12 protein-coding genes and 1 tRNA gene are annotated in these 12,245 nt (G+C 62.1%); 6 read left to right on the forward strand and 7 right to left on the reverse strand.

All coding sequences use genetic code 11. The features are described from left to right. Window positions 1-3 precede the first annotated feature (3 nt). Together fabB and fabA are read right to left on the reverse strand one after the other, a co-directional pair. On the reverse strand, window positions 4-1,227 hold the full coding sequence (gene fabB / locus ACTJKE_RS20910) for a beta-ketoacyl-ACP synthase I (RefSeq protein WP_057247826.1): 1,224 nt from the start codon (window positions 1,225-1,227) through the stop codon (window positions 4-6). Between the two features lie 46 nt (window positions 1,228-1,273). After that, entirely contained in the window at window positions 1,274-1,789 is a 516-nt protein-coding gene (gene fabA / locus ACTJKE_RS20915) for a 3-hydroxyacyl-[acyl-carrier-protein] dehydratase FabA (protein WP_029742379.1), read from the reverse strand. 322 nt (window positions 1,790-2,111) lie between these two features. Here fabA and irrA point away from each other — a divergent pair, with 322 nt between their 5' ends. After that, window positions 2,112-2,534, forward strand: a complete 423-nt coding sequence (irrA, locus tag ACTJKE_RS20920; RefSeq protein ID WP_058324525.1) for an iron response transcriptional regulator IrrA — start codon at window positions 2,112-2,114, stop codon at window positions 2,532-2,534. A 133-nt stretch (window positions 2,535-2,667) separates the two neighbouring features. Here the strand turns inward: irrA and ACTJKE_RS20925 are convergent, their stop codons facing one another. Next, on the reverse strand, window positions 2,668-3,303 hold the full coding sequence (locus tag ACTJKE_RS20925; protein ID WP_058326190.1) for a trimeric intracellular cation channel family protein: 636 nt from the start codon (window positions 3,301-3,303) through the stop codon (window positions 2,668-2,670). 67 nt (window positions 3,304-3,370) lie between these two features. Further along, on the reverse strand, window positions 3,371-4,162 hold the full coding sequence (locus ACTJKE_RS20930; protein ID WP_058326191.1) for a YdcF family protein: 792 nt from the start codon (window positions 4,160-4,162) through the stop codon (window positions 3,371-3,373). A 201-nt stretch (window positions 4,163-4,363) separates the two neighbouring features. Between ACTJKE_RS20930 and ACTJKE_RS20935 the strand changes: the two genes are divergently transcribed. Beyond that, a complete protein-coding gene (locus ACTJKE_RS20935) occupies window positions 4,364-4,678 on the forward strand; it encodes a hypothetical protein (protein ID WP_058326192.1) in 315 nt (104 codons plus the stop codon). 32 nt (window positions 4,679-4,710) lie between these two features. Here the strand turns inward: ACTJKE_RS20935 and ACTJKE_RS20940 are convergent. Together ACTJKE_RS20940 and ACTJKE_RS20945 are read right to left on the reverse strand one after the other, a co-directional pair. Continuing rightward, window positions 4,711-4,786 (reverse strand) — tRNA-Ala (locus ACTJKE_RS20940). 200 nt (window positions 4,787-4,986) lie between these two features. Beyond that, the gene (locus ACTJKE_RS20945) at window positions 4,987-5,376 is read right to left on the reverse strand and encodes a TIGR02300 family protein (protein WP_057247831.1); all 390 of its coding nucleotides are present in this window, start codon (window positions 5,374-5,376) and stop codon (window positions 4,987-4,989) included. 384 nt (window positions 5,377-5,760) lie between these two features. Between ACTJKE_RS20945 and aroA the strand changes: the two genes are divergently transcribed. From aroA to rpsA, 4 genes are all read left to right on the forward strand, one after another. Beyond that, the gene (aroA, locus tag ACTJKE_RS20950) at window positions 5,761-7,107 is read left to right on the forward strand and encodes a 3-phosphoshikimate 1-carboxyvinyltransferase (RefSeq protein ID WP_058326193.1); all 1,347 of its coding nucleotides are present in this window, start codon (window positions 5,761-5,763) and stop codon (window positions 7,105-7,107) included. Between the two features lie 68 nt (window positions 7,108-7,175). After that, a complete protein-coding gene (locus tag ACTJKE_RS20955; protein WP_440637162.1) occupies window positions 7,176-7,940 on the forward strand; it encodes a hypothetical protein in 765 nt (254 codons plus the stop codon). Beyond that, window positions 7,937-8,575, forward strand: a complete 639-nt coding sequence (gene cmk / locus ACTJKE_RS20960; RefSeq protein WP_058326194.1) for a (d)CMP kinase — start codon at window positions 7,937-7,939, stop codon at window positions 8,573-8,575. Before ACTJKE_RS20955 ends, cmk begins: the two co-directional genes overlap by 4 nt. A 147-nt stretch (window positions 8,576-8,722) precedes the next feature. After that, entirely contained in the window at window positions 8,723-10,447 is a 1,725-nt protein-coding gene (rpsA, locus tag ACTJKE_RS20965; RefSeq protein WP_082615707.1) for a 30S ribosomal protein S1, read from the forward strand. Between the two features lie 89 nt (window positions 10,448-10,536). Here rpsA and ACTJKE_RS20970 read toward each other — a convergent pair whose 3' ends face one another. Next, window positions 10,537-12,132 (reverse strand): hypothetical protein, encoded by a 1,596-nt coding sequence (locus ACTJKE_RS20970; RefSeq protein ID WP_440692290.1) that lies wholly within the window; start codon window positions 12,130-12,132, stop codon window positions 10,537-10,539. Window positions 12,133-12,245 lie beyond the last annotated feature (113 nt).

A 12,245-nucleotide genomic window follows, 5' to 3' on the forward strand; every position in this document is an offset into this window, starting at 1 on the left:
GTGTTATCCGTTGTAGCGCTGGAAGACGAGCGTCGCATTGGTGCCGCCGAAGCCGAAGGAGTTCGACAGAACCGTATCGATCTTGGCATTGTCGATGCGTTTGCGAACGATCGGAACGCCGTCGAATTCGGGGTCGAGTTCGGTGATATGCGCGCTTTCGCCGATGAAGCCGGCCTGCATCATCAGGAGGCCGTAGATCGATTCCTGCACGCCGGCAGCACCCAGCGAGTGGCCGGTCAGCGACTTGGTCGACTGGATGTGCGGCATCTTGCTGCCGAACACTTCGCGGATCGCGCCGATTTCCTTGCTGTCGCCAACCGGCGTCGAGGTGCCGTGCGTGTTGATGTAGTCGACATCGCCCTTCACCGTCGAAAGCGCCTGACGCATGCAGCGGATCGCGCCTTCGCCCGAGGGGGCCACCATGTCGTAGCCGTCGGAGGTCGCGCCGTAGCCGACGATTTCGGCGTAGATCTTCGCACCGCGGGCCTTGGCGTGCTCAAGCTCTTCGAGAACGAGAACGCCGGCGCCGCCGGCAATGACGAAGCCGTCGCGGTTGACGTCATAGGCACGGGACGCGGTCGCTGGCGTCTCGTTGTATTTCGAGGACATGGCGCCCATGGCGTCGAAGAGGTTGGACATGGTCCAGTCAAGATCTTCATGGCCGCCGGCAAACATCACGTCCTGCTTGCCCCACTGGATCATCTCAGCGGCGTTGCCGATGCAGTGCGCCGAGGTCGAGCAGGCCGAGGAGATCGAGTAGTTGACGCCGTGGATCTGGAACCAGGTGGCGAGCGTTGCGGATGCCGTGGACGACATCGCCTTCGGAACGGCGAACGGGCCGATGCGCTTCGGGCTCACATTCTTGCGGGTGATGTCGGCCGCTTCGACGATCGTGCGGGTGGACGGACCGCCCGAGCCCATGATGATGCCGGTGCGTTCGTTGCGGGCAACGACGGTTTCTTCGAGGCCGGAGTCGGCGATTGCCTGTTTCATCGCCACGTGGTTCCAGGCGCCGCCCTGCGACAGGAAGCGCATGGCGCGACGGTCGACGAGCTCGGTCGGATCGAGCGACGGGGCGCCCCAGACCTGGCACTTGAAGCCGTTCTCCGCGAAATCGGGAGAAAACGTGATGCCCGACTTTGCATCGCGCAGCGACGCCGTGACTTCGTCCGCGTTGTTTCCGATCGAGGAAACGATGCCGAGGCCCGTGACAACAACCCGTCTCATGATACTGACCTTTTCTTTATTTTCGTTCGGTGCAGGCAGGCCTGGACTACTCGGCCTTATCCTTGGACAGACCGACACGCAGGTCGGTTGCCTGATAGATAGTCTCGCCATCGGCCTTCAGCCAGCCGTCGGCGGTGCCAAGCACGAGCCGGCCGCGCATGACGCGCTTGAAGTCGATGCCGTATTCGAGAAGCTTGGTGTGGGGACGAACCATGCCCTTGAACTTCACTTCGCCGGTGGAAAGCGCCATGCCACGGCCGGGCTCGCCGAGCCAGCCGAGGTAGAAGCCGGTCAATTGCCACATGCCGTCGAGGCCGAGGCAGCCCGGCATGATCGGATTGCCCTGGAAGTGGCAGGGAAAATACCAGTCATCAGGGCGCACGTCGTATTCAGCGCGCAGATAACCCTTGTCAAAGGCACCGCCCGTTTCGGAAATCTCGGTGATGCGATGAACCATCAGCATCGGCGGCAGCGGCAGCTGCGCGTTGCCAGGGCCAAACAACTCGCCACGGCCGCAGGCCAGGATTTCCTCGTAGCTGAAGCTGGATTGTCTGGTGGTCATGAATGGATGCTTCCCCGAATGACTTAACGTGTTGTCCGATCTGCTTTAGAGCAAGTTCGGCTTGAAATGAAGCGTGGCGAACCCGAACCTTCTCGTTTCCGGCCAGGTTACCGCCGCCTCAGATGGCATTTTCGTTCCGCCGTCGCTTACAGGATCAATGTGGGCGCGACCAGAGTTAATTGCCAGCCTTCCCCGAGTTTGACCGGTTTTTCGGGCTTTGCAACGCATGTTTGACCGAGAATCTATTGAAAGCGCGGGGCGCAAAAGTTATATCGCAACGGAAGTATTGTGAATTTCGCCGGGATACATGGAACGACCCTTGATGACGAAAGCAACAGAAGTGAGTTCGGAAGAAAGGCTGCGCCACTCAGGCCTGCGTCCGACCCGTCAGCGCGTTGCCCTCGCCGATCTGATCTTTGCCAAGGGTGACCGTCACCTGACCGTCGAGGAACTGCACGAGGAGGCTGTCATGGCCGGGGTGCCCGTTTCGCTCGCAACCGTCTACAATACGCTGCACCAGTTCACCGAGGCCGGCATGATCCGTGTCCTGGCGGTGGAAAGCGCCAAGACCTATTTCGACACCAATGTGTCGGATCACCATCATTTCTTCGTCGAGGGCCAGAACGAGGTTCTCGATATCCCCGTCAGCAACATTCAGATCGACAATCTCCCGGAGCCGCCCGAGGGCATGGAGATTTCGCATGTCGACGTGGTGATCCGCCTGCGCCGCAAGAGCGGCCGCTGATCTCAGGGCAATTCCAGGAAAAGCGCGAAACGGGGTTCCGTTCGCCGTTGCATGACTTCAAACGAGCGCGCGCGGCGATCCTCAAAATAAATTGATCGCGCGGCGTTTGCGCCGATCAGACGCATGAGCCCATTCACATCACATCATCGGGATCTCTGCCCGGCTGCGCCTTGCCCGTCGGCAGCGTCCAGCCGAACTTGAGCGCACCGCCGCGCACGGCGAAGGCGGAAATCACCCCGAGCGTCGATGCCGCCGCAAGCGGCAGGCCAGCCATCGTTGCAAGCACGAAGGCGCCAGCGCCTATCAGCGCGGCGGTGACATAGACTTCCGGCCGCAGCAGCACCGAGGGTTCCCCGGCGAGCAGATCGCGCAGGATGCCGCCGAAGGTGGCCGTCAGCATGCCGGTGACCAGCGCGACACCCGCTGAGCCCGTGGCCGCAAATCCCTTCGCAGCACCCATGACGCAATAGGCTGAAAGGCCGATCGCATCGAGCCAGACGAGGACCCGGTAGCGCGAGCCGAAGAGATGGGCGGTGAAGAAGAGGATGACCGCCACGGTGACGCAGACCAGAAGATAGGTCGGGTTGGTGACCCAGAAGACCGGTGTCGCGCCCAAAACGACATCGCGCATCGTGCCGCCGCCGATCCCGGTCACCGAGGCGAGGAAGAGATAGCCGATGATGTCGAGCTGCTTGCGTGACGCCGACAGCGCTCCGGTCGCTGCGAAGACGGCCACACCGGCGTAGTCGAGGATTTCGAGGATCGGCATGGGTGCTCCGGGCAAGATTCGGCGGTTCGCTTTGAAGCTGGGCTATCTCGGGCCCCGCCGTCAACTCTCAGGGCGCCGGCAGGATCGAGGGTGTCCGGCCGGCAAGGTGATAGGCGAGGAGGCCGATCCATTCGCGCACCGCCGTCGTCGTCAATTGTGCGTTGAGCGACGGCTGGGTGAAGTCGAAGCTAAGGCCAAGCTTGCCGCTGGTGCGGTAATCCGTCGGCCAGGGAATGACCGGGATGTCGAGCGCGCGGAAGAGCCCGACCGAACGGGGCATATGGAAGGCGGAGGTGACGAGTGCGCAATTCGATAGCCCATTCGCGCCCAGCAATTCCTTGGTGTTGCGGGCGTTCTCGAAAGTCGTGCGCGATTGTTCTTCGCGAATCAGCCGTTCGCCGCCGACGCCGAACGCGGCGAGGAAGCCCTGCGAGGCCTCGGCGTCGCCGGCATAAGTGCCGCTGAAGGAGCCATCACCGCCGGAAACCAGGATACGCGCCTCGGGGTAGCGTTTTGCGAGCGCCACCGTCTCGATGAAACGGTCCGCCGCCTGGTTGAATTCCATGCCGCCGCGGCCTGCCATCACCTCGTTCTCGAAGGCGCCGCCGAGCACGATGATGCAGGAGAGCGTTGCAGGTGATGGCGAGGGGCGTGTGAAACGATCTTCGAGCGTCTGGAGCGCGTAGGGCCCCGAGGTGGTGAACAGGCTGATGAAGAGCACCAGCGCGCCAAGCCCGCCAAGGAAGCCGCCGATGCGGCGCAGGCCCGCCGCCGTCGCCAGCAGCCCGGCAAGGGCGGCGAAGAACGAGAACGACAGCGGCTGTGCGGCCAGCCAGAATATTTTCGAGATCAGGAACATGGCATCAGCTTCTGCGTTCCGATGCTTAACAAACTATAAACGCGCGCAGGAGGGGCCGGCTTCACCGATGTGTGCCTGTGCGGCTTGGCCGTCTTGTTCGCCTTCGCGCAAGGTCGCTCGCGTAGCCTGTTCATCCGAACGTTGCACGGGTGGGGTCGGCCACCACTTTCATTTGAAGCCGAAAGGAGTATCATCCGGGAGATGACCACGATATCGGGCTTCAGATCCCAGCTGTTTCGTGCCGCCAATGAGGTCCATGAACTCACCCCGGTGCAGGCACAACGGCTGCTCGAAGGCGCAGTGGCGCTGATCCGCTGCATGCGCGAACAGACCGGCATGGAACCCAACACCGATGCACCCGATGTCACCAATGTCCTGCTGAACATCGCCGCTTCCGTGCCCACTCGCTCGGAGCGCGAAATCCGCAACGCCCTGCTCGAGTCGGCCGACATCATCCGGTTGCTGACGATGATCCTGGATTCGCTGGACGAGTTGGAAAGCAGTGAGGGACCTTGAAGGTCCATTGGTCATCAATCGAAGAAGAAATTTGGTGGAGCTAAGCGGGATCGAACCGCTGACCTCTTGCATGCCATGCAAGCGCTCTCCCAGCTGAGCTATAGCCCCATATCGGGTTCCGGCTAGGCCGGTCCGGGAAATTCGTCGGCCTGTTGTGTCCGGCGAGTGGCGGCTTATTACTTCCCCTTTTTGAGGATGGCAAGCCGAAAAATGCGTGGCCTGTGGATTTATTTCCAGTCCGGGCCGATTTTCTCCCGTCCGGGCCCTATAGGCCGAGGACGGGAGCATTCCCATGTCATTTGAAGCGCTTAGACGTCTTCTTCGTCGTCGGAGACGCCGATGAGGCCGCTCATGTCGTCGTCGTCTTCGTCTTCGTCGGCTTCGAGGAAGGTGTCGTCGTCGTCACCGTCGATCTCGACATCGTCGTCGCCGAGATCCGGCAGGTCGTCGCCGCCCGCTGCCTCATCATCGGCATCCTCGAGCGAAACGAGTTCGACTTCGGTGTTCTCTGCATCGACTTCCGTGACGTCTTCTTCTTCTTCCTTCTCGAGCACCTTGGCGACCGAGGTTTCTTCGAAGAAGTTCAGCGGATAGGACTTGCCGGTGTAAGGCGAAACGATCGGATCACGGTTCAGATCGTAGAATTTGCGCCCGGTTTCCGGGTCGATGCGCTTTGTTCCAAGTTCCGGTTTTGCCACTGTCAAAGCCTCTTGAATGGCCGGCCGAGCCGGCTCTTGCCGAAAACCGGCGGGTGGAAAGGGTATCAAGCTTATGATGATTAGCCGGTCCCCATAATCATCTTGACCGCATCTGTCAAAGGCAAAACTTGCAAGGCCCTGTGTCACGGGCTTTCCGGCGCGCAAGGATGGCCGCTCGCCGCGATTTAAGGAAGTATGCAGCAGGGGTTGTGGCAGGAGTGCTGCCGACAGCAGGCGCCGGCCTGCAAGGACGCCTTACGAGTTGCATTGTCTTCTTCAATCCTATCCGGTCTAAGAATAAAAACAGTCAGCCATTCAGCTGCCGCCGCGACGTTGGCGCGACTTGAGCGCGCGACACTGTCTTGCATGTTTCGAGGATTCCGCATGTCGCAAGGATTGGGCCAAAGCCCTGCCACCGCCCGCAAATCAGACGGCCTTAAGGGTACGGTCCGAATTCCCGGCGACAAGTCGATATCGCATCGGTCGCTGATGCTGGGCGGGCTTGCCGCCGGCGAAACGCGTATCACCGGCCTGCTCGAAGGCGAGGATGTGATCGCCACCGGCCGGGCCATGCAGGCGATGGGTGCCAGGATCCGCAAGGAGGGCGACACCTGGATCGTCAACGGCGTCGGCAATGGTGCGTTGCTTGCGCCGGAAGCGCCGCTTGATTTCGGCAATGCCGGCACCGGTTGCCGCCTCATCATGGGTCTCGTCGGCGTCTATGATTTCGAAACGACCTTCATCGGCGATGCCTCGCTCAGCCGGCGGCCGATGGCGCGCGTGCTTGATCCCTTGCGTGAGATGGGCGTGCAGGTAAAGGCAGCTATGGGTGACGGGCTGCCGGTGACCCTTCGCGGACCGAAGACGCCGACGCCGGTCACCTACCGGGTGCCGGTCGCGTCTGCCCAGGTGAAATCGGCGGTGCTCTTCGCCGGTCTCAATGCGCCCGGCATCACCACCGTCATCGAGCCGGTGATCACCCGCGACCACGCGGAGCGCATGCTGCGCGGATTCGGCGCCGAACTCTCGGTGGAAACCGATGCCACCGGTGTCCGCACCATCCGGCTCGAAGGCCGCGGCAGGCTCGTCGCCCAGGAGATCGATGTGCCCGGCGATCCGTCCTCGGCGGCTTTCCCGCTGGTCGCGGCGCTCGTCGTTCCGGGTTCTGACATCACCATCCGGAACGTGCTTATGAACCCGACCCGCACGGGCTTGATCCTGACGTTGCAGGAGATGGGCGGGGACATCGAGGTGATCGAAATCAGGCAGGCCGGCGGAGAAGACCTGGCGGATCTGAGGGTGCGCCATTCCGAACTGAAAGGCGTTACGGTCCCCGAAGAGCGTGCCGCCTCGATGATCGATGAGTATCCCATTCTCGCCATCGCCGCCGCCTTTGCCGAAGGCGCGACCATCATGCATGGTCTCGATGAGCTGCGCGTGAAGGAGTCCGATCGCCTCGCCGCCATTGCCGCGGGCCTGAAACTCAACGGTGTTGATTGCGATGAGGGCAGATCCTCGCTCGTCGTGCGTGGTCGCCCCGGCGGCAAGGGCCTCGGAAATGCTTCAGGCGGGGTGGTGAGGACCCATCTCGATCACCGTATCGCCATGAGCTTCCTTGTGATGGGGCTTGTGTCCGAATACCCGGTCGCCGTCGATGATGCGTCGATGATCGCGACCAGCTTTCCGGGGTATATTGAGCTGATGACCACGCTCGGGGCGGTGGTCGAGTGAAGCCAACGGCGCTGGCGGCGATAAAACTCAGATGGCTGCTGACAATCGCAGTCGTTGTTCTCCTGACGTTGCTGACGCAGATCGGCGGCCTTGTCTGGCTTGTTGCCCTTGGCATTGCGCGCCGAAGCAGAGCTGGCTTTCTCGTATTTCTTGCACTCTTTCTTGGCCTCTATGCAGCCGGGAGCACGCTCAGCTACGCTGTGGCGCCGGTCTTTGGTCGGGTTCCGTTGCCCTGTTTCGACGACGGTACATCGCGGCTCAGAATGCAGTCGCCATTCTTCTGCGTCCTGAACCGCCAGTATGTCGTTCCGGAACTGAGGGAGGCAGCCGTCGCTTTGTCGCGGCATATGGACCGGGCATTCCCCGGAACCACAACCTTGGCCCTCGACGCGAATTTTCCATTTTTCAATGGCTTCCCACTGTTTCCCCATCTCTCCCACTCGGATGGCCGAAAGCTCGATGTCGCGTTCTTTTATCAGGATGCCGGCGGCAGATACCTGGATAAGACGACACGTTCGCCGATCGGCTACTTCGCCTTCGAAGAGCCGCGTCCGGGAAGCGTTCTTCCATGCGACGATCGCAACGCCCTCTTGACCTTGCGGTGGGACTTGGCGTTTCTGCAGTCACTATGGCGGCCCTGGCCGCTCGAAGAGGCGCGGATGCGTGAGGCGCTCCGCTGGCTTGCCGGTGAGGGGAGCGGTTTCGGTATCGAGAAGATATTCGTGGAGCCGCATCTGGCGCAAAGACTTGGCGTCGAGGCGGAGTCCATTAGGTTTCAGGGTTGCAGGGCCGCCAGGCACGACGACCATATACATATGCAGGTTGGAAAATGACGTTCATCATCGCCATCGACGGGCCGGCAGCGGCCGGCAAGGGCACGCTCTCGCGCCGGATCGCCGAGGAATATGGCTTTCATCATCTCGATACGGGGCTGACCTATCGTGCCACCGCCAAGGCGCTGCTGGATAGCGGGCTGCCGCTCGATGACGAGGCGGTCGCCGAGAAGATGGCGCGCGAGGTCGAGCTCGCCGGGCTTGATCGGTCGGTGCTTTCCGCCCACGCGATCGGCGAGGCGGCGTCGAAGATCGCCGTCATGCCGGCGGTGCGCCGCGCACTGGTCGAGGCGCAGCGCGCCTTTTCGCTGCGCGAGCCCGGAACGGTGCTCGACGGACGCGACATCGGCACGGTTGTCTGCCCGGGTGCGCCGGTAAAACTCTATGTCACTGCGTCGCCGGAAGTACGGGCGAGACGCCGTTACGACGAGATCATCGGCAGCGGTCAGCCGGCCGACTATGCGGCGATATTCGAGGATGTGAAGAACCGCGACGAGCGCGATATGGGCCGCGCCGACAGTCCTTTGCGGCCGGCCGAAGACGCGCACTTGCTTGATACGTCTGAAATGAGTATAGAGGCGGCGTTTCAGGCCGCGAAGACTTTGATCGATGCGGCCCTGATCAAGAAGATCTGAAGAAGAGCCCTTTCACAACCCTCGTTTGAAACGCTCTTCTTGCATAGCCTGAAATTCCGTCCACGCGCCGGATTGCCCCTTCGATGGGGCGGACTGGGTTCAGGCCTGTTCAACACCAGCCCCCGGCGCATGTGCGTCTCTATTGAGATGCATGCAGGAGATTCCATGTCTGCTACCAATCCTACCCGTGACGATTTCGCCGCTCTTCTCGAAGAATCCTTCGCGAAGACCGATCTCGCCGAAGGCTATGTTGCCAAGGGCATCGTTACGGCCATCGAAAAGGACGTCGCCGTTGTCGACGTCGGTCTGAAGGTCGAAGGCCGCATCGCTCTGAAGGAATTCGGCGCGAAGGCCAAGGACGGCTCGCTCAAGGTCGGCGACGAAGTCGAAGTCTACGTTGAGCGCATCGAAAACGCGCTCGGCGAAGCTGTTCTGTCGCGCGAGAAGGCTCGCCGCGAAGAAAGCTGGATGCGCCTGGAAGTGAAGTTTGAAGCCGGCGAACGCGTCGAAGGCATCATCTTCAACCAGGTCAAGGGTGGCTTCACCGTCGATCTCGACGGCGCCGTTGCCTTCCTTCCGCGCTCGCAGGTCGACATCCGTCCGATCCGCGACGTCACCCCGCTGATGCACAACCCGCAGCCCTTCGAAATCCTCAAGATGGACAAGCGCCGTGGCAACATCGTCGTATCGCGTCGTACGGTTCTGGAAGAGTCCCGCGCCGAACAGCGTTCTGAAATCGTTCAGAACCTTGAAGAAGGCCAGGTTGTCGAAGGCGTCGTCAAGAACATCACCGACTACGGTGCGTTCGTCGACCTCGGCGGCATCGACGGTCTGCTCCATGTCACCGACATGGCATGGCGTCGCGTGAACCATCCGTCGGAGATCCTGAACATTGGCCAGCAGGTCAAGGTTCAGATCATCCGCATCAACCAGGAAACCCACCGCATCTCGCTCGGCATGAAGCAGCTCGAGTCGGATCCGTGGGATGGCATCGGTGCGAAGTACCCGGTCGGCAAGAAGATCTCCGGTACCGTCACGAACATCACCGACTACGGTGCGTTCGTCGAGCTGGAGCCGGGCATCGAAGGCCTGATCCACATCTCCGAAATGTCCTGGACCAAGAAGAACGTACACCCCGGCAAGATCCTGTCCACGAGCCAGGAAGTCGACGTTGTCGTTCTCGAAGTCGATCCGACCAAGCGTCGCATCTCGCTCGGCCTCAAGCAGACGCTCGAGAACCCGTGGCAGGCATTCGCGCATAGCCATCCGGCTGGCACCGAAGTCGAAGGCGAAGTCAAGAACAAGACCGAATTCGGCCTGTTCATCGGCCTCGACGGCGATGTTGACGGCATGGTGCACCTTTCCGACCTCGACTGGAACCGTCCGGGCGAGCAGGTCATCGAAGAGTTCAACAAGGGCGACGTTGTTCGCGCCGTTGTTCTCGACGTCGACGTCGACAAGGAGCGCATCTCGCTCGGCATCAAGCAGCTCGGCAAGGATGCAGTCGGCGACGCCGCTGCTTCGGGCGAACTGCGCAAGAACGCCGTTGTTTCGGCTGAAATCATCGCGATCAACGATGGTGGCATCGAAGTGAAGCTCGTCAACCACGAAGACATCACCTCGTTCATCCGCCGCGCTGACCTCGCGCGCGACCGCGACGAACAGCGTCCGGAGCGTTTCTCGGTTGGTCAGGTTGTTGACGCCCGCGTCACCAACTTCTCCAAGAAGGACCGCAAGATCCAGCTGTCGATCAAGGCTCTGGAAATCGCTGAAGAGAAGGAAGCCGTTGCTCAGTTCGGTTCGTCCGACTCGGGTGCTTCGCTCGGCGACATCCTTGGCGCGGCTCTGAAGAACCGCCAGAACAACGAGTAATCGTTGCCTGACACCTGAACTGAAAAACCCGCGGAGAGCGATCTCCGCGGGTTTTTCTTTGCTCGAATACTTGCTCGGGTCGCGCCCCCTCAGCCGAGGCCGCCGAGCCTGCGATAGAGATCATAGGCGTCGGGTGCTTCGGGTGTCCCGTCGTCGAGCAGGGCTTCGTCCGTTGGATCTGCTCCATCCCCTTGATCGTGGCCGTCGCCTTCTTCTGTGCCCTGTTCTTCGTCCGATGCCTGGTCTTCAGATCCGCCAGGCATTTCATGGCTGAGGTTTTCGGTCTCCGCCGCATCCTTGGCGGCTGGCGGGTAGGGGATCATGGCAAAAGGAATGGCTTCGCGCGGCAGGCCGTTTTCGACCAGCCTGGCGATGACCTGATGCATCGTCTGTTCATCGGTTGCGCGCTGCGGCCGCATGTCCACAGGCAGGCGCTGGGCAGCCTTTGTGTCCTCGGTCTGGTCGTCGAGCAAGGACGGCAGGGCGTTGCCGCCGTCCGGGGCCTCGCGCTGGTGCGCCGCGGCGTCGTTTGCGCGCACCGGTGTGGCGGTTTCTTTTACCGGGACCGGCGCCGGCGCGTCGGTACCATTGGCGTGCTCAGCCGCCGGCTTGGTCTCGGCGCCGGCTGCGCTTCCGGGCAGGTTTACGCTGTCGCGAATGAGCGTCTTGATCGCCTCGAAGAGCACCCGCACCGGCCGGGCTTCGGGGTTGCCGCGACCGGCCGCCGTTGCTGTCTTGGCGTCCTTCTCCTCCGCATCAGGCATTGGGCCATAGGTGCCATCGGGGTCGGCGTCCTCAGCGGTTTCGGCAGTCGTATCGGCTTCGGCCGGCGCCGCCGTGCTCTCGCTGGCCGGGACCTCGGTTTCGACATGCCCGCCATCGGTTGGGGGGCCGGTTTCCTCAGGCTCAGGCCCGAGGGCCGTTTGCGGCGCTTCCTCGACTTCGCCTTCGCCTGCCAGCAGGGCGGCGGCGGTTTCGACCGGCGTGCTTTCCTGTGGCGTGGGCTTGCCTGTGCTCGCACGCGTTTCGCTTCGCTCCGGTGCGGCGTTTCGGGCTTTTGAGGGCGCCTCTGTCGTTCCGGCCTGGTCCAGGTCATCACCCCGCGGTTCGAGCGCGTCGGTGTCGTTGCCGACCCCAAAGGTCTTGCGCAGCACCGCCTGCAGCAGCGCGACTTCGCCGGCAACCGGGGTACGCGCAGCAACCGGGTTGAAAGGCATTGCCGGCTGGAAAGAGGGGTTGCGCAGGATGACGTCGCGCGCCTGAGCGGGCATCGAAGTGGCGGTGTTACTCGACGCGCTTGTGCCATTGCGGATCGCGGGCAGTTCGGCAAGCAGACCGACCCGGACGGCGAGGCTGCGCCCGCCGAGCTGGCGCTCGAGCAACAGCCGATCGGATGCAGGCATCGTTTCGAGGAAGGCCACCAGGCGTCGAACGAAATCGCGCCCGCCTTCCTGAGGCAGGGGCGGGAACTTCAGGATGCGCGCCAGGTCCTCCATCAGCCGCACCAGAGCGTCCTTGGAGAGGATTTCGCGACCCGAGAGGTGTCGGGTCAACGCGTCCAGGATCTTTTGAATGGCTTCGCCGCGTTGGCCGGCGGGCAACAGCGCTGCCGGCTGCTGTGCCTTGGTGTTCGTGTCTTCTGCGGTAGCGGCCGCGGCTCGGGCCGTCTGGATGGGTATCAGCATTCTGGTCTCCATCTCGCTTGACCTCAGGTTGACCAATCATCGGTGAGCGACGAAACGCGGGTGCACGCTTGGGCACGGACCGATTTCCGGCTCGCGTGCGAACTGTTTTCTTT

Source organism: Ensifer sp. 22521, from assembly GCF_052044795.1.
GTDB lineage: Bacteria > Pseudomonadota > Alphaproteobacteria > Rhizobiales > Rhizobiaceae > Ensifer.

Coding starts and splice junctions, on each gene's coding strand:
- aroA (WP_058326193.1), top strand. CDS start 5,761: ATGTCGCAAGGATTGGGCCAAAGCCCTGCCACCGCCCGCAAATCAGAC.
- rpsA (WP_082615707.1), top strand. CDS start 8,723: ATGCATGCAGGAGATTCCATGTCTGCTACCAATCCTACCCGTGACGAT.
- fabB (WP_057247826.1), bottom strand. CDS start 1,227: ATGAGACGGGTTGTTGTCACGGGCCTCGGCATCGTTTCCTCGATCGGA.
- ACTJKE_RS20925 (WP_058326190.1), bottom strand. CDS start 3,303: ATGCCGATCCTCGAAATCCTCGACTACGCCGGTGTGGCCGTCTTCGCA.
- ACTJKE_RS20935 (WP_058326192.1), top strand. CDS start 4,364: ATGACCACGATATCGGGCTTCAGATCCCAGCTGTTTCGTGCCGCCAAT.
- cmk (WP_058326194.1), top strand. CDS start 7,937: ATGACGTTCATCATCGCCATCGACGGGCCGGCAGCGGCCGGCAAGGGC.
- fabA (WP_029742379.1), bottom strand. CDS start 1,789: ATGACCACCAGACAATCCAGCTTCAGCTACGAGGAAATCCTGGCCTGC.
- ACTJKE_RS20930 (WP_058326191.1), bottom strand. CDS start 4,162: ATGTTCCTGATCTCGAAAATATTCTGGCTGGCCGCACAGCCGCTGTCG.
- irrA (WP_058324525.1), top strand. CDS start 2,112: ATGACGAAAGCAACAGAAGTGAGTTCGGAAGAAAGGCTGCGCCACTCA.
- ACTJKE_RS20970 (WP_440692290.1), bottom strand. CDS start 12,132: ATGCTGATACCCATCCAGACGGCCCGAGCCGCGGCCGCTACCGCAGAA.